Genomic DNA, 22082 nt, shown 5'->3' on the forward strand with positions numbered 1-22082 from the left:
GACATGTCGTATACGGTGACCGAGGCTACGGTCGTCTTTCCTGATAAGAAGGCGGCCTCTTCGTTCTCGAGTGGTTATGCGTCTAAAAAGCCCTGCGCGCATATCGATTGCGATCTTGAGGGCGGTTTCGAACGTTCCATTTGGATTCCCGTGCGCGTGGCGCGCCTGTACGTTAAGAACCGCCCCGATCTTCCCTGTGATTGGGATGACTTTCGCGAGGCGGTGCAGCTTATCGAACGCAAATGTGCACTCACCATGGTGACCGAGATGCTTTCGCGCCGCGATCATGCCACGGGCGAGGTGCGCGATAAGTTGGCGCGCTATGGCTTTCGACAGCCCGCGATCGATTTTGCGGTTGCTCGAGCGACCGAGTATCGGTTTTTGGACGAGAACCGTTTTTGCTCGTACTTTATCGAAGAACGCAAACGTCGCGGCTGGGGACAGCGCAAGATCGAGGTTGAGCTCAAGCGTCGTCATGTCGTGCTTGACGATATCCCCGGGTATCCCGAGGCATATTTTGCCGTGGATGACGACTTGGCCCGCGCTTCGGCCTTGCTCGCTAAACGTCGCGTCCCCGAGGTCCGTGCATTCGAAAAGCTCGTCAGATTTTTGATGGGTAAAGGCTTCTCGTATCACATCGCCGCCGATGCCGTTAAGGCGCGCCTTGATGCCTTAAGCGAGGAATGCGCCGTATAAGCGTTCGCCCGTTACGCCCCTGCCGTTCTCCGCTCGATTGGCGCCGTGCCGGGTGCGTTTATTTGACAGTTGTTGCGGTTCAACGTAGGATATTTACTGTCATTTGCTCTGTGATATGTGCTCATCTGTGATGAGTTTGTTTATATGTTTATCTGTATCCGACCCGCATAAGCTGCGCCCATATTACTCAAATGTCGCGAGCCGTTCGTAAGGACGGTTCGCTTTGCTGTGTAACGAATCCATAAAAAGGAGTGAGCATGCCTATCATTGCAGCGCTCGTTGGCCTCGTTTTGGGTGCCATCGCCGCCATTGCCTACATGCGCACCGCCAAGCAGGGTAGTCTTCACGAGGCCGACGAAAAGATTCAGTCGGCACACGCGCAGGCAGAGTCCCTGATCGGTGATGCAAAGCGTCAGGCCGAGACCCTCAAAAAAGAGGCTCTGCTCGAGGCCAAGGAAGAGATCATCAAGAACAAGCAGGCCGCCGAGGCCGAGGACAAGCAGCGTAAGAACGAGATTCGTACGCTCGAGAACCGCGTGATGCAGCGCGAGGAATCCCTCGATCGCCGCAACGACGCTCTCGACAAGCGCGAGCATCAGCTGTCCAGCCAGGCCGGTCAGGTCGAGAAGCGCTCTCGTGAGCTCGAGGAGCTCTGCGCAAAGCAGACCTCCGAGCTTGAGCGTATCGCCGACCTTACCCGCGAGGATGCCCACAAGGAGCTCCTCGATAAGGTTCGCGGCGAGGTCACCCACGAGGCCGCCACGATCATTCGCGAGTCCGAGCAGCAGGTTCGCGCCGAGTGCCACAAGACCGCCCAGGAGATTCTGTCCCTGGCGATTCAGCGCTGCGCAGCCGACCACACTGCCGAGGTCACCGTTACATCCGTGCACATTCCCTCTGATGACCTCAAGGGCCGTATCATTGGTCGCGAGGGTCGCAACATCCGGACCTTCGAGCAGGTTTCCGGCGTCAACCTGGTGATCGATGACACGCCCGAGACCGTCGTTCTTTCGAGCTTCGACCCGGTCCGTCGTGAGACCGCCCGTGTCGCCCTCGAGAACCTCATCGCGGACGGCCGCATTCACCCCGCCCGCATCGAGGAGATGTATCACAAGGCTGCCGACCTGGTTCAGCAGCGCGTGCGCGAGGCTGGCGAGCAGGCTGCCTTCGATACTGGCATCCACGACCTGCATCCCGAGATCGTCAAGACCCTTGGTGCCCTGCGCTACCGCACCTCGTTTGGTCAGAACGTGCTTCAGCACTCCCTTGAGGTCTCTGATCTGTGCGGCGTGATGGCTTCCGAGCTTGGCCTGGACGTTGTGACCGCCAAGCGCGCCGGCCTGCTGCACGACCTGGGCAAGGCAATCGACCACGACGTCGAGGGCCCGCATGCCGTCATCGGCGCCGAGCTGGCCCGCCGTTATGGCGAGAAGCCCGTTATCGTCCACGCTATCGAGGCTCATCATGCCGATGTCGACCCCAACACGGTGCTCGATGTCCTGGTACAGGCCGCCGATGCTGTCTCTGCCTCTCGCCCCGGTGCCCGTCGCGAGTCTGCCGAGAACTACATCAAGCGTCTTGAGAAGCTCGAGGAGATAGCCAACTCCCATGACGGCGTCGAGCGTACCTATGCCATGCAGGCCGGTCGCGAGGTCCACGTCATGGTCCAGCCGGACAAGATTTCCGATGCCCAGTCCACGGTTCTGGCTCACGATATCGCCCATCAGATCGAGGAAGAGATGGAGTATCCCGGTCAGGTGCGCGTTGTCGTGATTCGCGAGAGCCGCGCTGTCGATATCGCTAAATAACATGAGCGACGCGAACGAGCTCATCTCATTTATCGCGTCGATGTCGGGGGAGGGCAACCTTCGCGTCGAGGAGAACCTTGGCGAGGGGTATGTCCGCCTCCGCGTTTCGGAGGCCGAGCGGCGCCAAGCTAAGCACGACATTCAGCATGTCGAGGACATCGTCATCGAAATGCTCCGTAATGCTCGCGATGCCGGCGCCGACAAGGTCTATCTCGCCACGACCAAGGAAGATGGCGTCCGCACGCTTGTCTTTCTGGATAACGGTTCTGGCGTTCCGCAGGATATGCAAGAGCGAATCTTTGATGCCCGCGTTACCTCCAAGCTCGAGAGCATGAAGATGGACCGTTGGGGCGTTCACGGTCGTGGCATGGCATTGTTTTCGATCAAGCAGAACACCGACGAGGCCCGTGTGGTCACGTCCGGCGTCGATCTTGGTTCAGCCTTCAAGGTGAGCGTTGCGGCTAACCGCCTCAGTGAGCGTGCCGATCAGTCCAGCTGGCCCCAGGCCGTCAAGGATGAGGACGGACGTTATGTCTGTGCTCGCGGTCCGCATAATATTATTCGCGCTGCTTGTGAGTTTGCGCTTGAGGAGTTACGTGGTTGCGATGTCTATCTTGGTTCTCCGTCTGAGATTGCCGCGACCCTTTATGCTCAGGCGTCAAGTCGGCTCGATACGTCGCGCCTCCTGTTCATTGATGACGAGAGCGAGCTTCCGGTTGTCGACCGTTTAGGCCTTGCCTCTGATGCCGAGGACTTTATCCGTATCTGTTCGGGTTTGGGTCTTGAGATGTCCGAGCGCACGGCTCATCGCATTTTGGCGGGGCAGATTAAGCCCGTTCGCGGTGTGACCGCGCGTTTGCTGCGCGAGCGCGATTCTTCCTCGCATGCGCCGGCTCCTGTCGATCTTGCGAAGGATCGTCGCGGGCTACGTATTGCCAAGGACGATATGGCACAGTTTTCGCGTGCTGTGGAGCGCGACTTTAATGACCTTGCCGCCCGGTACTATCTCAACCTTTGCGGCGACCCAAAGATTCGCGTTTCGCGTGATCGAATCACCGTGACCTTCGATCTTGCCAAAGAGGAATAGTGCCTTTACCGAGTCCACTCGGTACGATACAGTTATTGCAGTTAAAACGTACTTTTAAACGCAGGAGTTTCTTCATGGATTGCCTGAAGGTATCAAGCAAATCATCGCCCGCGTCCGTTGCCGGCGCCATCGCCGGCATGGTCAAGGATGGTGTACCCGTCAACATCCAGTGTGTCGGCGCCGGTGCGGTCAACCAGGCCATTAAGGCCGTGGCTATCGCGCGCGGTTTTTTGATTCCAACTGGTTTTGATATTTCCTGCGCGCCCGTGTTCTCCGACATCCTTATTAACGGGGAGTCACGCACGGCCATCCGCCTTTCTATCTACGTTCACCAGATCAATCGAGCTGCTATGGATAACGTCGTCATGGATGATGTTAAGCCGGTGGCATAGCTTCTGATTGCCTCGTTTAGCTCCCCATTGTTAGGACTTATGCACATGGACCAGCGTTCCGTACGCGATATTCTTGCCGGTAAAACCTACTTTATCCGCACCTTTGGCTGCCAGATGAATCAGCACGACTCTGAGCGCGTGAGCGGTCTGCTCGATTCGTATGGTTGCCTCATGGCGCTCGATCCCGAGCATGCCGATATCGTTGTCTTCATGACATGCTGCGTGCGCGAGGCTGCCGATACTCGCCTGTACGGCCAGTGCAACTCTTGCAAGAGCCTGCCGCCTTCGCCTTCGGGCAAACGTGTTGTTGCCGTTGGTGGTTGCATCGCGCAGCGCGATGGCGAGGGCCTGCTCACCAACGTCGATAACGTCAACGTCATCTTCGGTACACATTCCATCGCTCATGTGGCCGAGCTCATTGCCGAGGCGTTCCTGGACGGCAAGCGTCATATCCGCACCAATGAGCATGAGGATACGGATGCCATGAGCATGCCGTGGCATCGCGAGACCCAGTATCACGCCTGGGTGCCTATCATGACGGGCTGCAATAATTTCTGCACCTATTGCATCGTGCCGTACGTGCGCGGTCGCGAAAAGAGCCGCCCCTTCGATGAGATTGTCGACGAGGTGACCGGTTTGGTGCGCCAGGGCGTGCGTGAGATTACGCTGCTGGGTCAAAACGTTAATTCATATGGTCGCGATCTGTTTGGCAAGCCGCGTTTTGCCGATCTGCTGCGTGCCGTGGGCGATACGGGTGTGGAGCGCATCTTCTTTACGTCTTCGCATCCCAAGGACCTGTTGCCCGAGACCATCGACGCCATGGCCGAGACGCCTGCCGTTATGCCGCAGCTGCATCTGGCCGTCCAGTCAGGTTCGACGCGGATCCTCAAAGAGATGAATCGCCGTTATACACGCGAGGACTATCTGGGCCTGGTCGATCGCATTCGCAACCGCATGCCCGATATCGCGCTCTCGACCGACATTATCGTTGGCTTCCCGGGCGAGACTGAAGAAGACTTTGAGCAGACGCTCTCACTTGCCGAGACGGTCCGCTATGCTCAGGCATATACCTTCATCTATTCCAAGCGCGCCGGTACCCCGGCCGCCGAGATTGACGATCCTACGCCGCATGAGGTTATTCTCGAGCGTTTCAATCGCCTTGTTAAGGTTATCGAGACCACGGCACACGAGTATAACCAGGGCGAGCTTCATACTGTGGTTTCCGCGCTCATTGAGGGAACGAGTAAAAAGAACGATGCGGTCCTGCTGGGCAAGAGTCCCAAGAATCAGACCGTGCATGCGCCTATCCCCGTGGGTTACAGCATCGATCAGCTTGTTGGCAAGATCGTTGATGTTGACGTTGACGTTGCCAAGACCTGGTATTTGTCCGGTTCTGTTGTGGGCGAGCCGCGCTAATGGTTGCTCCCGGGGCAGGTCTTTCCGCCGTTGCGATCGTCGGTCCGACGGCGGTTGGTAAAAGCGATGTTGCCGACCGTTTGGCAGCTCGTCTTTCGTCTGAAGTGCTGTCGTGCGATGCGATGCAAATCTATCGCGGCATGGACATCGGTACCGCAAAGATGGCGCCCGATGAGTGCACGGCGCCGCTGCGTCTCGTCGACATTGTAGAGCCGGGTGTGGCATATTCTGCTGCGCTTTATCAGGCTGACGCTCGCGCGCATGTTGAACGTCTCCTTGGTTTGGGTTGCCTGCCGGTTTTTTGCGGAGGTACGGGGCTATATCTCAAGGCCGCCCTTGATGAGATGGACTTTCCCTCGGGTGAACTTGAGGACGATCGTCGTGCGGGCTATCAGGAGCTTGCCGAGCGTATTGGCGAGGAAGAACTGCATGCCCTGCTTGCCGAGCGCGATCCAGAATCGGCTGCTGTTATTCATCCCCATAACGTGCGGCGTGTGATTCGCGCGCTCGAAATGCACGATGATGGGGTTTCCTATGCGCAGCAAAAGTCGCAGTTTAGTGTTCCGCGCGAGCATTATCATGCGTTATGGTTTGGCCTGACGCGAAATCGCGAGGTGCTCTATGAACGCATTAACCTGCGCGTCGATCTGATGTTTGAGCAGGGTCTTGTCGATGAGGTCCGCGGTCTTATGGACCAGGGGCTGGGAGATGCCCTGACGTCGATGCAGGCAATTGGCTATAAAGAGATCATCGATGCTTTCAATGGCGTGATGAGCATGGATGAGGCTCGCGAACTCATTAAGATGCGTTCGCGTCGTTATGCCAAGCGTCAGCTTTCGTGGTTTAAGCGCGATGACCGTATCGTGTGGTTTGATATGGATGAATGTACGATCGATGGGGTCGTTGAGGATATCCTGCATCGTATTGAGGCTGCCTAATGGCCCGTTTCCCCCTTGTTCCCACGGCACCCGAGCCCGAGCGTGCCATTTTAGTTGGTGTTGAGTGGCGCGACAATGCATGGCCACTCGATCGATCGCTCGATGAGCTGGAACGCCTTGCCCACACGGCTGGTGCCCAGTGCGTGGCACGCTTGTCGCAGCGTTTGGTAAAGCCGTATCCTAAATCGTTTATCGGTTCCGGTAAGGTTGAAGAGCTGTGCGGCCTGGTGCATCGCATGGATGCCGATGTCGTTATTTTTGACGACGACCTGACCCCCTCGCAGCAATCCTATTTGGAGAAAGCCGTGGGCGAGCCGGTAAAGATTATCGATCGTACAGCACTGATCCTGGATATCTTTGGCCTGCATGCTCAGACGCGTGAGGGACGCCTGCAGGTACAGCTGGCACAGCTTCAATATTTGTTGCCTCGCCTGCGTGGCATGTGGAGCCATCTCGCCAAGGAGCAGACGCGCGGCGGCATCGGCTCACGTTTTGGTCAGGGCGAAAGTCAGCTCGAGGTCGACCGTCGCCTCATTCGTAATAAGATCGCTGCGCTTCGTGGTGAGCTCAAGCAGGTTGAACAGCGTCGTGATGTTCAATCCAAGAGTCGCATTGAGTCACCGGCGTTTCGCGTCGCGTTAGCCGGTTATACCAATGCCGGTAAATCGACGTTACTCAATCGTCTGACCGGCTCTACGGTACTTTCGCAGGACAAGCTGTTTGCTACGCTCGACCCGACGACGCGTTCGTATCGTCTGCCCGGCGGTCGCGGCATGACGATTACCGATACCGTCGGCTTTATTCAAAAGCTGCCCCATGGTCTGGTCGATGCCTTTAAATCGACGCTGTCCGAGGTTTTGGGTGCCGATCTAATTCTCAAAGTCGTAGATGCGTCTGACGAGGACTATGAGCGGCAGCTGGAGGCTGTCGACCGCGTGCTTGATGAGATCGGCGCCGGAGAGCGTTTAACGCTGACCGTATTCAATAAAATCGATCTTCTCGATAGCGTCGATCGATTGAGTTTCCGTCGTCGCTATCCGGAGGCCGTTCTGTTCTCGGCCCAAACGGGCGAGGGGCTCGACGATCTCGTCGACCGGATTGCTCGCGAGGCAGCTGCCACCGATGTGTTGCTCTCCGCTGATATCCCGTATCGTGAGGGCGCTCTCATCACGCTGGTGCATGAGCAGGGAACCCTTCTGCATGAGGAATATCTCGAGGACGGCGTTCGCATTGTGGCGAAGTTGCCGGCTCGCATTGCACCGCGGCTCGAGCGTTATCGCACCGAGTAGACGAGCTCCAAAATGCCCAGAATGATGGGCTGATGCAGCAGATAAAAGGGGAGAGCGTGACGTCCAAGGCTGGCGAGCGCCGGCAGGGGGTTGGCGTAGGCCCAGCTAGGGACGGTCTCATCGATTCCCTGCGCTATGTGTGCGGCGAAGTATCCTGCAAGATACATAAAGATAAACGGGATGATGGGGTAGTAATCACCCGAGACAAACCCAGGGCTCGGAAATCCCAGCCACGCCAGGTAGGGGACAGGGTAGATCGTTTTGGGGATGCTCCAGGTGAGGGCGAACAACACAAGGCATAGGGGCATGCCCCATCTCGCCGTTATCTTCTTAAGGACGGGATCGGTCAACGCCACGATGCCGGTGCATGCGGCCATGCAGTAGATGATGCCAAAATTAACCGAATCGTCGACTGAGACAAGTGTTGTTGCCAACCAGACAACGAGTGCTGCTAAGGCGTATTTGGCGGCACGTTTGATATTGTTGCGCGAAAGAGTACACATCCAACCCGCGATAAACAAAAATACCCAGCTGATGCTGGCGCGCCAGACGTCTTGAAAGACAGTCTGGGTAAACCAAGGCATATCCCAGCCGTACAGGTAGGCAAGATCATAGCAAGCGTGAAAACCTGCCATAGAAATCATCGTAAACCCGCGGACGGTATCAAAGATGGTGATGCGTTTTTGCATTACGAGAACCGGCGCATCAAGCCGACGACTTTGCCCAGGATAACGGGATTCGTTGCATAGATAGGCTCCATGGTGTCATTCTCAGGCTGCAGGCGTACGCGTCCCTGCTCCTTGTAGAACGTCTTGACGGTCGCTGAACCATCGATCATGGCCACGACAATTTCGCCGTTCATGGCATTCTTTTGTTCACGGACAATGATGTAATCGCCATTGAAGATGCCGACATTGATCATTGAGCTCCCATGCACCTCAAGGATAAAGGAACCCTGATCAGTCGCGATTTCGGTCGGGATAGTAAACGTGTCTTCGATATTCTGCTCGGCCAGTATGGGGATCCCAGCCGCGACGCGACCAACGAGCGGTAGCGAGACCGTTCCGCGAGGTGCGGTGGGCTCGTCAGATTTAGAAATTGAGACAGAGGAACCGTCCTCGTTAAAGAGTTCCAGGGCGCGCGGTTTGGTGGCATCGCGCTTGAGTAGCCCGCGCGCCTCCAGGGCAGAGAGATGGGCGTGCACGGTGCTTGGGGAGGAAAGGCCCACGGCAGAAGCCATCTCGCGCACGCTGGGCGGATAACCCTTCTCCTGCTGATATTCCTTGATGAAGTCGTAAATTTGCTGCTGACGCTTGGTAATTTTGCGAGCCATCAGGGCATCCTCTCTACCCATGTCAAACAAATGTTCGAATTTTGCTTGACAGGAACAACTGTTCGAAGATAATAATAACCGAACATTCGTTCTCGCGCTAGACATTTTTGTCCGCGCGGCTTGATAAAACTGTTCTCAGCAAAACACGCGAGAGGAGAACATGATGAACGCAACGAATATGGTCCAGGGAAACCTCGCCCTTAAGCTCGAGACGCCTGCAGAACCCGCTTTTACGGTTGTTCAGGGTGGCCGCTCCGGCATTCAACCTTTGACCGTACAGCCTGCTCGCAATCAGCAGGCTGTAGTCGCGCCGGCCCGCGTTGCCCTGAAGGTTCCGACGATTGTCGCCGTCGCCGTTGCGCTTACGCTCTTCTTTGTCCTCGCTACTTCGGTCTTTAGCGCTCGTCACGCCGCGTATGCCGAGTCCGTTTCCAACATTACTTACGAGACCATTCGCGTTCAGACTGGCGATTCTCTTTGGTCGCTTGCCGAGGAATATCCAATCGAAGGCCTTTCCACGCAAGAGACTTCCGACATGATCCGTAACGTCAATCATCTGGAGCATGGTTCGCTCGCCGCCGGTGCGCATCTTAAGGTTCCTGCTCGTTCGTAATCATTATCGCGCTGCGCATGGTACCCTTGTTATCGTTTAAGAGGAGGTACCATGCGCTGTCCCAAATGCGGCAAGGCACATACCCGCGTCGTTGATTCTCGTATGCAGGAGTCAAATAACACCATTAAGCGCCGTCGCGAATGTTGCTCGTGTAACTATCGCTTTACAACGTTCGAGCGATGCGAAGACCCAATCGAGGTCATTAAGTCAGACGGAACCAAGCAGCGGTTCGATCGCAATAAGCTGCTCATCGGCTTGATGCGAGCCACCATCAAGCGCGATATCGACACTAAGAAGCTCAATGAGATTATCGATGACATCGAGGTCGAGCTGCGCTCTCGCACGCTGACGGCCGTCACGTCCCATGAGTTGGGTGACATGGTGCTCAAGCGCTTGGCCAAGATTGACAAGGTGGCGTACATCCGCTTTGCCTCGGTCTACCGCGATTTCAAAGACGTCGATGAGTTTCTGCAAGAGCTCGACAAGCTAAGGTGATTCCATGCCCAACATTACCGTCAACATAAAGCGTCTCGATCCCACCGTCGAGCTTCCCAAATACGCCCATCCCACCGATGCCGGCTTGGATTTGCGCTCCAACGAGGACTGCGTCCTGAAGCCCTTCGAACGCCGTCTGGTCTCTACTGGGCTGGCCATCGCCCTGCCCGACGGCTACGCCGGCTTCGTCCAGCCCCGCAGCGGCTTGGCCATCAAGCAGGGCCTGTCTATAGTCAACACGCCGGGCCTCATTGACGCCCACTACCGAGGAGAACTCAAGGTTATCCTTATCAACCTGGATCCCACCAACGACATCCAAATCAACAAAGGCGACCGCATCGCCCAGCTCGTCATCCAAGAAGTCCCCACGGTCAACCTCGTAGAAGTAGAAGAACTAGACAAAACCGACCGAGGCAAAGGAGGCTTCGGCTCCAGCGGCATCGCCTAGGGCGCCCGTATCCCTCCCGCCCGGGGCTTACCTATATCATTCCATGCTCAAACATTCTCGCGTCGCTTCGCTCGCTGCGAAACTGCGCGTAGAACGATATAGGTAAGCCCCGGGCGGGCGGCTACTCGCTTGAAACAATATTTACTTTTCTAGTAAGTCGATGCTATGAAGGGACGCCTCCTTTGTCGCATCGACTTACTGTATTTATATTTTCTGGTTCCCCTTTGCAGATTCTACTGGTGGGGAATCTGGTATAGCCGCTGGTACGTTAACGCAGCTTACCTGCGGGAGGCCCCTATATATCGTCCCGCGCGCAGTTTCGCAGCGAAGCGAGAATGTTTGAGCACGGGATGATATATAGGGGCCTCCCACAGGTAAGCGGACATTAAGACGCTAGCGGATATGCGCGGGTTTTCCGCCCCAGTAGAAGCGGCAAAAGGCTCTTTTGCGCTTTTGGGGTTTGCCTACGAGCTCCATGGTTGCGATGGCTATGTCTTCGGCTGCGTGGGGGCGGCGTAGTACTTCGCCGTTGATGAGTAGGGCTTTGAGTGATTCGGGATGGTCGTGCAAGTGACGTAGGGTAACGATGAGTTCTCGTGCGGTGGTGACATGCATGCTGGCGCCCATGCCGGTGAGCATCGTGGTGTTGGCCTTTTCCTGGCCGTATGATTTGCCCAACAGGATCATCGGCAGATGCGCGCACAGGCACTCGGTAACAGTGAGTCCGCCCGATTTTAGGATTGCCAGGTCGCAGCCGTGCATGAGGGCCGCCATGTCGTCGACATAGTCCAACACCGTGACGTTATCGAGCTTCATGGCGTCGAAGAGCGTTTTGAGGCGGGTGGCATATTCGGTGTCCTTGCCGGGCAAAAAGACAAAGTGCATGTCTTCGAAGCTGCGCAGGAAGGGGAGTGTATGGTCCATCGCCGCGCGAAAGCGGACGTACGGTTGAGGTAAACTGGCGCCGGCCATAACCAGCACGACGGTCTTGTCGGTGGGGAGGTTGAACTTGGCTAGCTCTTCCTCGCGATCGTAATCCGTGTCGAATCCGGCGCGAATAGGAATGCCGGTAATGCGAATCTTTGCCTCGGGCACCTTGCGCGGACGCAGCGTTTCGGACATAAATTCGTTGGCAACACAGAATAAATCGGTGTCCTTGTGGGGCCACCATCCCTCGACTTCGTAGTCGGTCGGTACGCAGATGACCGGATAATCGATACCCGTAATTACGCGGGCGCCCACGGCAACATTGGCTGCTGTGATGTGCGTTGCAACCACGGCTATGGGCCTGCGGCTACGAATATATTCGTTGAAGGCGGGGAACATAATTCGCGACCATGCCGTTCCGCCACCCCAGAGAAGATGTCCCGTAAGCGTATATCGCCAGGTCAGGTCGTAAATGGGGCGCGTGGCTCCCGTAAAAGAAGCCGCGGTCTTATTACCGTCGAATTTAATACGTCCAAAATCAAGGATATCGAGCACTTCAATCTCAATATCCTCGGGGATGCCATTGGTGCCGCGGATGAGGTCGAATGCCTGCGCAATCGCATTTGCGGCGGCCTTGTGGCCCGAGCCAACGGAGGCGTGCACGATGGTCACGAGAGGTTTTTGCTGAGCCAGGAGCGTGGTTTGCTCCGATTGGGGAGTGCTGTGCGTGAGCAGGGGAGCGTCGTCACTCGTCTGCGCCTGATCCATCGATAACTCCCCTTCGACGTTGTAACACGGGATTTATCATTGTAGTGCATGAGTGTCATGTTCACGTAAATTTGGGTATGAGCGCAAAGAACGACAACGTTTCGACGAGAGGACTCTTCATGACTACCGATCAGACGATCGATGTTGCGATTATCGGCGGAGGCCCCGCGGGCTATGCTGCCGCCATTTATGCTGCGCGTGCCAACCTGACGACGACTGTCCTTGAGCAGGGCATGTCGGGCGGACAGATCGCTACATCCAACGAGATTGAGAATTATCCTGGCATTCCGCTGCTGAGCGGTGCCGAACTTGGTGAGCGGTTCCAACAGCATGCTGAAGGCCTGGGGGCTCAGGTTGAATGGAGTATGGTGACGGGCGTCGATTACGATGCCGATGCGGCGCTGTTTACGGTGCATCACGATATGGGCGATACGCTGGCCTCAAGCGTTATCGCTTGCATGGGTGCCACGCCGCGTCCGGCAGGTTTCGCTGGCGAGGATACGTATCGCGGTCGTGGCGTTTCGTATTGCGCAACATGTGACGGCATGTTCTTCCGTGGCAAACAGGTATTTGTAATCGGCGGTGGCAATTCGGCATGCGAAGAGGCGCTTTTCCTGTCTGACATTGCCAGCAGCGTGACCATCGTGCTGCGCCGCGACCAGTTCCGTGCGCCCGAGGGCGTTGTGAATAAGGTGATTGCTAAGGACAATATTACAGTTAGGTACCAAACTAGTATTGTGGAGCTATCGGGCGAAGCCATGCCAACGACGATTACCTTTAAGGACAATGCATCCGGCGAGACTCATACCGAGTCATTTGAGCCCGGCTCGTTTGGCATCTTTGTCTTTACCGGAACGCAGCCCCATACCGAGCTTGTTGAGCATCTAGTCGATCTGGCGCCTGATGGCGGCATTCTGACTGATGAATCCATGGCGACCCGCACGCCAGGTCTATTTGCCGCTGGCGATATCCGTTCCAAACGTTTACGCCAGGTTGTGACCGCTGTTTCGGACGGAGCCATAGCGGCAACGAGCGCATACGCGTTTCTCCGTGGATAAGTACGATAATATATCTTATGTAAGGTTGCTGTCTTTAAGCAAAGTGGTTGGACGGTGCATCAATGTGCCGCCCAACCACTTTTACTTTGCGGCTATGTGGTATGTAAAACTAGATAACCTAGAATACAATATAGAAAACGAACGGAGGCCTCTTATGAACCACGCTAAACATGTTATCCCGATGTCAGATACATCGGTCAGCATTAAGCCGGAGGATATTCAGCCGACGGTGCTGCCGGATGCATTTATTCAGTCCGATATGGTCGGTAAACTCAACGCGTTGAGCCTGCCGCGCTATGAACAGCTGCCCAATGTAACGCTCTATCGCGATCAAGTTATTGAATATGTTGCGCTGTGGATGGAGCCGCTTTCGATTTGCGTAGAGCAGCCCGTTATCACGCCATCGATGATCAATAACTACGTGAAGGTTGGCCTCGTTCCTGCTCCGGTTAAAAAGCAGTATGGCCGTGAGCAGATCGCGCGTCTCATCGCCATTTGTATCTTTAAGCAGGTGCTGCCCATCGCTGCGGTTCAGGCGCTTTTTAATATTCAGCGCTTGAGCTACGACGCTCCGACGGCTTTCGATTATGTGGTTGATCAGCTCGAGGCATCGATTCGTGCGGCGTTTTCCGTCGAGCAGACTCCCGTGCCCGATACCGCACATCAGGTTACGCGCGAATCGCTGCTCGTGCGCAGTGCGGTATCGTCCTTCGTTTCGAAGGCGTATCTGATGAGCTATCTAAAGTTCAATGGGTTTAATAGCTAACCGAGGTATAAGACGGGTGGGATAAAGAGCCATTGGCTCCTTATCCCACCCGTACGCTTGTCTAGTTGGATATTATCGGCCCGACGCCACGCCCATACCGTAGCCGATAATGAGACCGTGCATTTCGGCATAATATGAATCCAGTCCGTTGCAGGGCATGATAATCGTCTTGGAGCCGGGCCAATGCTCCACAATGCGGTCAGCAAGCGCCTGGGCGCCCGCCTCATTCTCGACATGGTCGATAACGACCTCGCCGCCAGTAAAGCCCTCGGCCTCCATGGTATCGACAATCTTGCCAAGCGTCTTCTTTTCGCCACGGGTGTGACCAACGAGTTCAATCTTGCCCGCTTCGCTCGCCGTGCCCAAAATGCGGATATTGAGCTTGTTGGCAATAACACCGGCCGCCTTAGGGATGCGTCCGGCCTTCGCAAGGTTTTCGTAATTGCATAAACTAAAGAGGATCTTGCTCTGCTGCTCTAGGTGATCGAAATAGGCGCAGGCCTCTTCAAACGTCACATCTGGATTGCTTGCCAGATAGCGGTCGAACAGCAGGAAGATCAGGTCCATTTTGCCGCCGGCTCCGCGTGAATTAACCAGATGAATCTGACGGTCCGAATCCTCGGCAAGCACCATGTCACGTGCGGTGGCTGCGGCATTGTAGCTTCCCGAGACGCCCTCCGAGATGGGCATGCAGATCGTCTTGTCGGCAAGCCTGAAGAGTTCGGCCCACTCCCCTACGCTTGGACAGGCGCTCGAAGAAGCGCTCGACTCCGCCTGCACGGCGCAATTGAGCTCGTGAACGTCGAGTGTGAGGTCATCGACAAACTCACGCTCCCCCACTCGAATCTTAAGGGGTGCAAATGCAAAGGTGGTATGAGGTGCGGTTGGTTGCCAATCGCGAAGATTACAGCTCGAATCGGAGATAAGTGCCCAGCTCATTGAGGGTCCTTTCTAATTGTTCCTCAACAATTATAGCCGTCTTTCTCATAAATTGAACGGCTATCTAGTTTTGAATACTAGATAGCCGTTCTGTTCATAAGGCAAACGGTAGGCGCAAAAAGAATGGGCCTCGTGACTCAAGATCGCGAGGCCCACGTTCGTTCGCTGTAGTAATAAATTAGTAGCGTACGAAGATGTAGTTGTTGTTCATACCGGCTGCAACGGAGCTGATGATAACGCCGGTTTTGTAGTCGGAAGCATGGATCATCTGACCATTACCGATATAGATGCCTGTATGGTAGGAGTTAACCACAACATCGCCGGGTTGCGGATCGGACACACGGGTCCAACCCATGAAGGTGCCGGTGGTGCCCAGGCGGCAGTAGCGGCCGGTGAGGCAATAGCTTACAAAACCGGAGCAGTCAAAGCTGTTCGGTCCAATGCCGCCCCAGGAATAAGCGTATCCGAGCTTGCTGTAGGCGCGCGAAACAACGGTACCGCCGTCAACGGACTGGCTCGGTGCGGAAGGCGTCGGAGTCGGAGCGGGCGTCACGGGCTGCGGCGTGGGAGCAGGAGCCGGAGCGGGCGCGGGCGTGTTGCCGCCGTTGTTGGTCGTTCCGCCACCATTGTTGGTGTTCTCGGTCGTACCGGCGGTGTCGTTGCTCACCGTGGCCTTTTCGGCAGTGCTGGCGTTGATACCCGCCTGCAGCGTGGCGTTGGCCTCGGCCTCGGCAGCAAGCTCGGCCTGCAACTGTGAATCCAGGGAGTTCACGACACTCTGGGCCTCAGCCTGCTGAGCGTTGAGCTCGTCGACCTTCTTCTGCGTGGCGGCGACGTTCTTCTCCTGCTCGGCCTGCTTATCGGTGAGCTGCTGCTTAAGCTCCTTTACCTCTTGAATGGTCTGAGCCTGCTTATCGGAAACTTTGCCGTAGTAGAACAGACGGTTGAGCATATCGCTCAGATCATCGACACCCGTCAAAACCTGAAGCAGGCTTAGACCGCCGGTTTTGTACTCGCCGGCGACATAGGTCGAGAGCTTGGCCTGACCATCGGCGATCTCCTGCTGCTTTTGCGTGATCTCGCCGGCAGTCTGATCGAGCGCCTGCGTCTGCGTGGCGAGCTCATCGTAAATCTGCTGAGTTTGGGTACCGATCTGCTCGAGCTTCGTACGAGCAGCGGCAAGGTCGGATGCGGTATCGGCGTAGGCAGGAGCCGCGAGGCCCAAGCCCAAAACACAAGCGAGGGTTGCCGTAGCAGCGCAGCGTGCCATGTTTTTGTGCGTGTTTGCTGTGCGCATGTAGCTTCCTTTCCAGTAACTAAGGGTAACGGCTAGTCCACCATCACCAGGCTAAAGAGCTCAACATCGTCGTCAGTCGGCGTGAGCTTCTCGCGCGGGTTGAGAAACGCAAGCTCAAGGATACACCCGTAGCCCACAAGCTTTGCTCCCATATCTCGCACAAGTTTACCTGTTGCCTCGACGGTTCCGCCCGTCGCGACCAAGTCGTCCAGAATCAACACGGTATCTTTAGAGGTAATGGCATCGGCATGGATCTCGATAGAGTCGGTGCCGTATTCGAGCTCATAGCTCTGGCTCACCGTCTTGCGGGGTAGCTTGCCCGGTTTACGTGCGGGAACAAAGCCGGCGCCCAGAGCGACGGCCACGGGAACGCCCACCATAAAGCCGCGAGCCTCGGGACCCACGACCTTGGTGATTCCCATGTCGGCAAAGTGCTCGGCGAGGGCATCGGTCATGGCTTTGAGCGCCTCGGGATTGCCAAAGAGCGGCGTGATGTCTTTAAAGACGACTCCGGGCTCGGGATAGTCGGGGATGTCGACGATTTGAGATTCGAAGTCGTACATTGCATGACCTTTCAATGGGTTGCCGAAATATCAACAGCGGTTATTTGCCCGCGGTGACGGTGCCGGATTGCGAAGGGGCGACGACCTTGAGCGGCTTTACGAGAGAATCCTCGTGCGAAGCCGGCGCGGCAGTTTCTTCGTTTTTGGCCTTGGTGGACTCGGAGCGAGCGATTTCCTCATCGAGTGCATCAATGTCGGCGTCCTCGACCACGGCGTTGAGCGACTCAAAAACGCGGTTCTTGAGCAGCGCAGTGTGCACACCCTCGGTCAGGTCGTGAAGCTTCTTAAACGCACGCTCGAGCTTGGCGTCGCGCTCGTCATCGGAGGTATCCATTCCGAGCATGCTCACGAGCACCTGCTCAAACATCGAGGACTCGCGGTTGGCGGAAGACACGTACTGACGCAGGTTGCGGGGCTCGATATGGAAGCGTGACAGCTCGGAGCAGTAGCGGATGATTGGAAAATCGCGACCATCGACGAGCTCACGATTCTGCGGACTCTTGATGATGCGAATGAGGTCGTTCTCGGCGAGCGAGCGGATAAACGAAATCTCGACGCCCAGCATATCGGGAATGGTCTCAATGGGATGCAGCTTTTGCTTAGTCTCCTTGGGCTCCGTCTTGAGCGGAACATCGGACAGCAAGCCCACCTCGTAAGCGAGCGTTGACAGGTCCGTGGCGTTTTCCAAGCGCTGCTTAATCACGTTGAGCGGCATGTAGCGGGTCTTCTGCAAGTGCAGGATGACCTCCAGGCGATCAACGTCCTCCTTAGAGTACTGACGGTATCCCTTAGGCGTACGATGAGGGGTAATGAGCCCCTCATCTTCTAGAAATCTAATTTTTGAGTTCGAAAGATCGGGGTATGCGCCTCGAAGAAGGTTGACGACTTGGCCGATACTCAGATAGTTGCGTTCGGCCATGCCCTACTCACCGGTTTCGATGCGCTCCGGCGTGCTCTCGTGGTAGATGAGCGTAAACGTACCGATCTGGACGGAAGAACCATCGTGCAGCGGGGCCGCGTTGACAATGGCGCCGTCGACCCAGGTGCCATTGAGCGAGCCCAGGTCCTCAATGCGAGCGCCGAGGCCCTCGCGAATAATGCGCGCGTGGCTACGCGAAACGGTCATGTCATTGAGGAAGATGCCGTTCGCAGGATCGCGGCCGATGGTGGTCACGTCGTCCTCGAGCTCAAAGGCGGCACCGGTCTGCGGACCCTTGACGATGGACAGAACGGGTGCGGTGATGCGCACGTTGGCCATGAGGTCGGGAACGGTGACGTCGCTTGAAGGCACGCGGAATACGCAGGTAGCGTCAGCAGTCTTATCATTCTGAGGCATATTGTTAACCATGTTGTCCATGACAACCCCTAACTTATCGCGGACGTGCCGCAAATAATGAACCGTACGTAATCATACCCCAACGAATCAGTCTTCGATTTCGGGGTTCAGAAAGTCGATGTCCTCGTCCTCGGGATGCGCGAGAGCCTGTTTAATGGCCACTCCGCCCTTAATGGAATAGATGACAGCCGTGAGCATGGAGAAGATCACGCCGCCGTACACAAAGAGGATGCCGAGGGGCACCGAGCTTCCGTTGAGGCCCGGGAAGGCCGTAAGGGTTGAAGGTAAAAGATGCAGGCCGTCAATAACGGGGAACCCGAGCAGCATGAGCGAGAAGCCGGTCATGAGCAGCGCGGTGGCAATCTTTCCGGGAAAGACGACATCGATGGGGCGACGGTGATAATGACGAACGATAAGCGTGCCGATGCCCAGATAGATGTCGCGGCCAATAATGAGCACGCAGACCCAGATTGGCAGCTCTCCGCGAACCACCAGCCCAAGTACGCCGGTGAACAGCAGCGCGCGGTCGCAGATGGGATCCATGACCTTGCCGAGCCACGAGACCGTCTTGGTCATGCGGGCGATCTGACCGTCCATCCAGTCGGTAGAGGCGGCAACGGCGTAGATAACGATGGCGATGACGCGGTTGTTATCCGTCACAAACAGGTACAGAAATACCAGGGTGAGGATCAGGCGCGTAAAGGTGATGAAATTGGAGATCGTAAAGATCTTATTCGACGGGTAATCGGAAGTGCCGATAAGCTCCTTTTTGATCTTCTTTTTGATGCCCACAGGACTCCCCCGCTGGTTAACGACAATACTTTCGATACTATAGCCGTTCCGGCGATGTCTATCCAGCGTAAGCATAGAGAGTCCAGACATATGGAGGATGCTACTGGGTTGTGCGGGATTCTGCATTTGTGTACATCAGCCTCCAAATATGACATTTTTCGGCATCTTTGATGGCTGATGTACACGTTTTGATTCGGTGATTACATCGATCGGGAAAGTTGTTGCCTTAAGCGAATTAATCATGATGTGCGGGTCGAGAAGGGTTGGCGCTAAAAGAACCCAACGGCCGTTACGGCTTCGTTAGAAACGCGCCCCACCATGGATGGTGAACCCGAAAGGTAAAGCGTGCGGGCACGGTGGCTCGGCCCGCGCGCCCGGAAGAGAAAGGATAAACCCATGGGTTACATGCTCGAGACGCGCGGGCTCACCAAGCGCTTCGGCCGCGGCGACCAGGCGCAGGACGCCGTGGCCGACGTGAGCCTTCATATCCGCGAGGGCGAGGTGTACGGGCTGCTCGGTCCCAACGGCGCCGGCAAGTCGACAACGCTCAAGATGATCTGCGGGATGCTGCGGCCGACGGCCGGGGAGATCCTCTTTGCCGGGCACGCCTGGCGCCGCGAGGACCTCTACGCAATCGGCAGCCTCATCGAGGAGGCGCCGCTCTACCCCAACCTCACCGCGCGCGAGAACCTGCGCGTGCGCACCACGCTGCTGGGCCTTCCCGAGAGCCGCATAGATGAGGTGCTCGCCGCCGTGGACCTCGCGGACACCGGGAAGAAGCGCGCCGGGCGCTTCTCGATGGGCATGCGGCAGCGCCTGGGGCTCGCGCTGGCGCTGATCGCCCGGCCACGCCTGCTCGTGCTCGACGAGCCCACCAACGGCCTCGACCCCATCGGCATCGAGGAGCTGCGCGACCAGATCCGCGGCTTCGCGGCGGCGGGTACGACGGTGATCGTTTCGAGCCACATCCTCTCCGAGGTGCAGCAGATGGCGGACACCATCGGCATCATCTGCGGGGGGCGCCTCGCCTACGAGGATGCGCTTCGGCCCGGGCAGGACCTCGAGGAACTCTTCATGAGCTTCTGTCGGGAAGGGCGACGAGCACGCGGGGAGGTGGCGGCATGACGGGCGAGAAAGGCGGCCTGCTCGCGGGCCTGCGCGCCGAGGCCCTGAAGTCGCGCCACGCGGCACCGGTTCGCCTGGCCGTGCTCATGGCGCTGCCGATGCCGCTGCTCGGCGCGATGCCCTACCGGGGCGTGCAGATCTTTAGTGCGTGGAACTACTGGTACGCGCTCTTCCTGCCCGTGTCTCTATCGCTCGTGGTGGCGTGCGTCGCACGGGCGGACGCTCGCACGCGGATGCGGGGGCTTCTGGGCCTGGGCTTCCCGCTCGGGCGCGCCTGGTGGGCCAAGGCGCTCTGGTGCCTTGCTCTTTGCACGCTCTCGAACCTCGTGGTCTTCGGCATCTACCTCGCGGGATCGGCGTTCTCCTCGCAGGGTCTCACGGCCGCGGGCACGCTCACGATGCTCCTCTGCGCGCTCGCCAACACGGTGACCGCGGCGTGGATGATCCCCGCAGGGCTCTTCCTCACGGCGCGGCTCGGCATGCTCGCGGGCATCTTCTGCCCGCTCGCCGCGCAGCTCGTGGGTGGGTTCGCCTGGTCGCTGATGCCGCTGCCGCAGCTCTTTCCGCCGTCGGCGAGCATGGTCATCCCCACGAGCTTCATTCCCGTGCTGCCGAGCGGCGAGCCGCTCGCGGCGGACATGGCGCTCGGCGGGGCGCTCACGGCGGACGGCATGCTCACGCTGGCGGGCCTTGCGGTCAGTGCGCTCGCGTTCGCCGCGCTCACGGCGGCGGGCGCGGCCTGGTTTGCGCACTCCGAGGAGAGGTGATGGCCATGACACGACTCTCCGATCCGACGCCGCGCATGACTCTCCCGCGGGCCCTGCTTTCCGAGGCCCTGCGCCTGGCGCGCTCCCCGCTCTCGGCGGTGCACCTCGCCTGCGGCCTGGCAGCCGGTCTTGCCTGCGGCGAGTACTTCTCCGTAACCCGATGGGACCCGGCGCTGGGCGCGGACGCCTACGCCCAGTTCCTCGGCGCCCTCATGCCGCTCATGTCCGCCATCGTCTGCGGGCTCGCCGTGGACGAGGAGCGCGCTGCCGGGCGCCTCGCCAACCTCACGGCGGTCCCCTCGCGAGGGCGCGCCGTCGCGGCGAAGCTGCTCGCCCTTGCGGCGCTCGGCGCGGGCGCGCTGGCCGTGGCGCTCGGCGTGTTCGGGGCCGTGCTCGCCGTCGCCGGGCGCCTGCCGCTCGGGCCCGCTCCGCTTGCGGCCGCCTGGGCGGGCATCGTGCTGGGCAGCTTGCCCCTCTACGCGCTGGGGCTCGGCGTGGCCCTGCGCCTCGGCCGCAACGCCGCCATCGGCGCCGGCGCGGCGGGGGTGCTCCTCGCGTTCTTCTCGGTGGGCGGACTTGCGCACGGCCTCATCACCGGCGAGCTCACCGGCGCTCTGGCGACGCCCCTGAGCTGGGTGCCGCTCGCCTGGCCCGCGCGCCTGGGGTCGCTCGGGGTGGAGGCCTTCATCGACGCCGCACGCGCGGCGGGCCCTCTCCTCACGACTGCGCTCGCTAGCCTCGTTCTCACCCTGGCAGCCGACGCCGTCCTTCTTGCCTGGTTCTGCCGCTTCGAGGACGGGAGGGTAGATGCGTAGGAAGCCGCTCGCCGCCATGTTCGTCCTCCTCTCCGCAGCGCTCGTCCTGGGCGGGAATGCCCTGCTCGACGCCGGCTGGGGGTCGGCGCTGCGCTCGATCGCCGACCGCGTGCTGCCTAACCCTGAGATCGCCATGTGGGCGCCCGCGCCCGAGCCCGGCAGCCACGCGAGCTCCTACGCCGACGCCACCGGGGCGGGGGCAAACTACGTCTACCTGGTGGACGCGGCGGACGACAGAGGCAATGTCCGAGAGCTCCAGCTCATCTTCTTCGGGCGGGAGTCGGACGGCGAGGGCTGGCTCGAGATCGAGGCGCGCGGCGGCTCGGGCGTGCGCTACCGCGCGTGCGACGCGGCCGAGACACCCGTGGCTGCGCGCAGGGCTCTGGACCGCTGAGCGCGGCGTTAGTACAATTC

Annotated in this window: 25 protein-coding genes; 16 read left to right on the forward strand and 9 right to left on the reverse strand. The window is 58.1% G+C overall.

Features of this window, described 5'->3' with window-relative positions:
• The first annotated feature begins 3 nt into the window (after window positions 1-3).
• From AQ996_RS00500 to hflX, 7 genes are all read left to right on the forward strand, one after another.
• The gene (locus AQ996_RS00500; RefSeq protein ID WP_082435453.1) at window positions 4-696 is read left to right on the forward strand and encodes a regulatory protein RecX; all 693 of its coding nucleotides are present in this window, start codon (window positions 4-6) and stop codon (window positions 694-696) included.
• A 257-nt stretch (window positions 697-953) separates the two neighbouring features.
• A complete protein-coding gene (rny, locus tag AQ996_RS00505; RefSeq protein WP_055250092.1) occupies window positions 954-2504 on the forward strand; it encodes a ribonuclease Y in 1551 nt (516 codons plus the stop codon).
• A 1-nt stretch (window position 2505) separates the two neighbouring features.
• Complete coding sequence (locus AQ996_RS00510) at window positions 2506-3591, forward strand: ATP-binding protein (protein ID WP_055250094.1); 1086 nt, start codon at window positions 2506-2508, stop codon at window positions 3589-3591.
• Window positions 3592-3665: 74 nt separating this feature from the next.
• A complete protein-coding gene (locus AQ996_RS00515; RefSeq protein ID WP_006235982.1) occupies window positions 3666-3983 on the forward strand; it encodes a stage V sporulation protein S in 318 nt (105 codons plus the stop codon).
• A 45-nt stretch (window positions 3984-4028) separates the two neighbouring features.
• Complete coding sequence (gene miaB, locus AQ996_RS00520) at window positions 4029-5399, forward strand: tRNA (N6-isopentenyl adenosine(37)-C2)-methylthiotransferase MiaB (protein WP_055250097.1); 1371 nt, start codon at window positions 4029-4031, stop codon at window positions 5397-5399.
• The gene (gene miaA, locus AQ996_RS00525; protein WP_055250099.1) at window positions 5399-6337 is read left to right on the forward strand and encodes a tRNA (adenosine(37)-N6)-dimethylallyltransferase MiaA; all 939 of its coding nucleotides are present in this window, start codon (window positions 5399-5401) and stop codon (window positions 6335-6337) included. Before miaB ends, miaA begins: the two co-directional genes overlap by 1 nt.
• Window positions 6337-7626 carry a GTPase HflX gene (gene hflX, locus AQ996_RS00530; RefSeq protein WP_055250101.1) on the forward strand — a complete coding sequence of 430 codons (1290 nt, stop codon included), beginning with the start codon at window positions 6337-6339 and terminating at the stop codon, window positions 7624-7626. The genes miaA and hflX overlap by 1 nt, the downstream gene beginning before the upstream one ends.
• Here hflX and AQ996_RS00535 read toward each other — a convergent pair.
• A complete protein-coding gene (locus AQ996_RS00535; RefSeq protein ID WP_055250103.1) occupies window positions 7611-8315 on the reverse strand; it encodes a heparan-alpha-glucosaminide N-acetyltransferase in 705 nt (234 codons plus the stop codon). The genes hflX and AQ996_RS00535 overlap by 16 nt on opposite strands.
• A complete protein-coding gene (gene lexA / locus AQ996_RS00540; RefSeq protein WP_055250104.1) occupies window positions 8315-8959 on the reverse strand; it encodes a transcriptional repressor LexA in 645 nt (214 codons plus the stop codon). Before lexA ends, AQ996_RS00535 begins: the two co-directional genes overlap by 1 nt.
• Before the next feature lie 163 nt (window positions 8960-9122).
• On the opposite strand from lexA, the gene AQ996_RS00545 reads away from it, so the two are divergent.
• The 3 genes from AQ996_RS00545 to dut are packed head-to-tail and all read left to right on the forward strand — an operon-like array spanning window position 9123 to window position 10515.
• On the forward strand, window positions 9123-9572 hold the full coding sequence (locus tag AQ996_RS00545; protein ID WP_055250106.1) for a LysM peptidoglycan-binding domain-containing protein: 450 nt from the start codon (window positions 9123-9125) through the stop codon (window positions 9570-9572).
• A 51-nt stretch (window positions 9573-9623) separates the two neighbouring features.
• Window positions 9624-10067, forward strand: coding sequence for a transcriptional regulator NrdR (gene nrdR / locus AQ996_RS00550; protein WP_055250107.1), 444 nt, complete (start codon window positions 9624-9626; stop codon window positions 10065-10067).
• 4 nt (window positions 10068-10071) lie between these two features.
• A complete protein-coding gene (gene dut, locus AQ996_RS00555; RefSeq protein WP_055250109.1) occupies window positions 10072-10515 on the forward strand; it encodes a dUTP diphosphatase in 444 nt (147 codons plus the stop codon).
• Window positions 10516-10908: 393 nt separating this feature from the next.
• Here the strand turns inward: dut and AQ996_RS00560 are convergent, their stop codons facing one another.
• A complete protein-coding gene (locus AQ996_RS00560) occupies window positions 10909-12210 on the reverse strand; it encodes an MGDG synthase family glycosyltransferase (protein WP_082435455.1) in 1302 nt (433 codons plus the stop codon).
• Between the two features lie 119 nt (window positions 12211-12329).
• Here AQ996_RS00560 and AQ996_RS00565 point away from each other — a divergent pair, with 119 nt between their 5' ends.
• Together AQ996_RS00565 and AQ996_RS00570 are read left to right on the forward strand one after the other, a co-directional pair.
• Window positions 12330-13268: an NAD(P)/FAD-dependent oxidoreductase gene (locus tag AQ996_RS00565; RefSeq protein WP_055250111.1), complete on the forward strand. Its 939-nt coding sequence runs from the start codon at window positions 12330-12332 to the stop codon at window positions 13266-13268.
• Window positions 13269-13422: 154 nt separating this feature from the next.
• On the forward strand, window positions 13423-14034 hold the full coding sequence (locus AQ996_RS00570; protein WP_172674580.1) for a DUF1836 domain-containing protein: 612 nt from the start codon (window positions 13423-13425) through the stop codon (window positions 14032-14034).
• A 72-nt stretch (window positions 14035-14106) separates the two neighbouring features.
• Here the strand turns inward: AQ996_RS00570 and AQ996_RS00575 are convergent, their stop codons facing one another.
• The 6 genes from AQ996_RS00575 to AQ996_RS00600 all read right to left on the reverse strand — a co-directional run bounded on the left by AQ996_RS00575 (window position 14107) and on the right by AQ996_RS00600 (window position 18961).
• Complete coding sequence (locus AQ996_RS00575) at window positions 14107-14973, reverse strand: DegV family protein (RefSeq protein ID WP_055250113.1); 867 nt, start codon at window positions 14971-14973, stop codon at window positions 14107-14109.
• 178 nt (window positions 14974-15151) lie between these two features.
• Window positions 15152-16270 (reverse strand): C40 family peptidase, encoded by a 1119-nt coding sequence (locus AQ996_RS00580; protein WP_055250114.1) that lies wholly within the window; start codon window positions 16268-16270, stop codon window positions 15152-15154.
• A gap of 32 nt (window positions 16271-16302) precedes the next feature.
• On the reverse strand, window positions 16303-16833 hold the full coding sequence (locus AQ996_RS00585; RefSeq protein ID WP_055250116.1) for an adenine phosphoribosyltransferase: 531 nt from the start codon (window positions 16831-16833) through the stop codon (window positions 16303-16305).
• Window positions 16834-16873: 40 nt separating this feature from the next.
• Window positions 16874-17752: a transcriptional regulator FtsR gene (gene ftsR / locus AQ996_RS00590; protein WP_055250118.1), complete on the reverse strand. Its 879-nt coding sequence runs from the start codon at window positions 17750-17752 to the stop codon at window positions 16874-16876.
• Window positions 17753-17755: 3 nt separating this feature from the next.
• Window positions 17756-18190 carry an FHA domain-containing protein gene (locus AQ996_RS00595; protein WP_006236002.1) on the reverse strand — a complete coding sequence of 145 codons (435 nt, stop codon included), beginning with the start codon at window positions 18188-18190 and terminating at the stop codon, window positions 17756-17758.
• A gap of 66 nt (window positions 18191-18256) precedes the next feature.
• The gene (locus tag AQ996_RS00600) at window positions 18257-18961 is read right to left on the reverse strand and encodes a CDP-alcohol phosphatidyltransferase family protein (RefSeq protein ID WP_055250120.1); all 705 of its coding nucleotides are present in this window, start codon (window positions 18959-18961) and stop codon (window positions 18257-18259) included.
• A gap of 396 nt (window positions 18962-19357) precedes the next feature.
• Here AQ996_RS00600 and AQ996_RS00605 point away from each other — a divergent pair, with 396 nt between their 5' ends.
• Genes AQ996_RS00605 through AQ996_RS00620 form a run of 4 tightly spaced genes read left to right on the forward strand, consistent with a single transcriptional unit; the run spans window position 19358 to window position 22062 of the window.
• Window positions 19358-20086, forward strand: a complete 729-nt coding sequence (locus tag AQ996_RS00605; RefSeq protein ID WP_055250122.1) for a lantibiotic protection ABC transporter ATP-binding protein — start codon at window positions 19358-19360, stop codon at window positions 20084-20086.
• Entirely contained in the window at window positions 20083-20853 is a 771-nt protein-coding gene (locus tag AQ996_RS00610; protein WP_055250124.1) for an ABC-2 family transporter permease, read from the forward strand. Before AQ996_RS00605 ends, AQ996_RS00610 begins: the two co-directional genes overlap by 4 nt.
• Entirely contained in the window at window positions 20853-21668 is an 816-nt protein-coding gene (locus tag AQ996_RS00615; RefSeq protein ID WP_055250125.1) for an ABC-2 family transporter permease, read from the forward strand. Before AQ996_RS00610 ends, AQ996_RS00615 begins: the two co-directional genes overlap by 1 nt.
• Window positions 21661-22062, forward strand: coding sequence for a hypothetical protein (locus tag AQ996_RS00620; RefSeq protein WP_055250127.1), 402 nt, complete (start codon window positions 21661-21663; stop codon window positions 22060-22062). Before AQ996_RS00615 ends, AQ996_RS00620 begins: the two co-directional genes overlap by 8 nt.
• Window positions 22063-22082 lie beyond the last annotated feature (20 nt).

It is taken from the genome of Collinsella aerofaciens, from assembly GCF_001404695.1.
GTDB classification, from domain to species: Bacteria; Actinomycetota; Coriobacteriia; order Coriobacteriales; family Coriobacteriaceae; genus Collinsella; species Collinsella aerofaciens_E.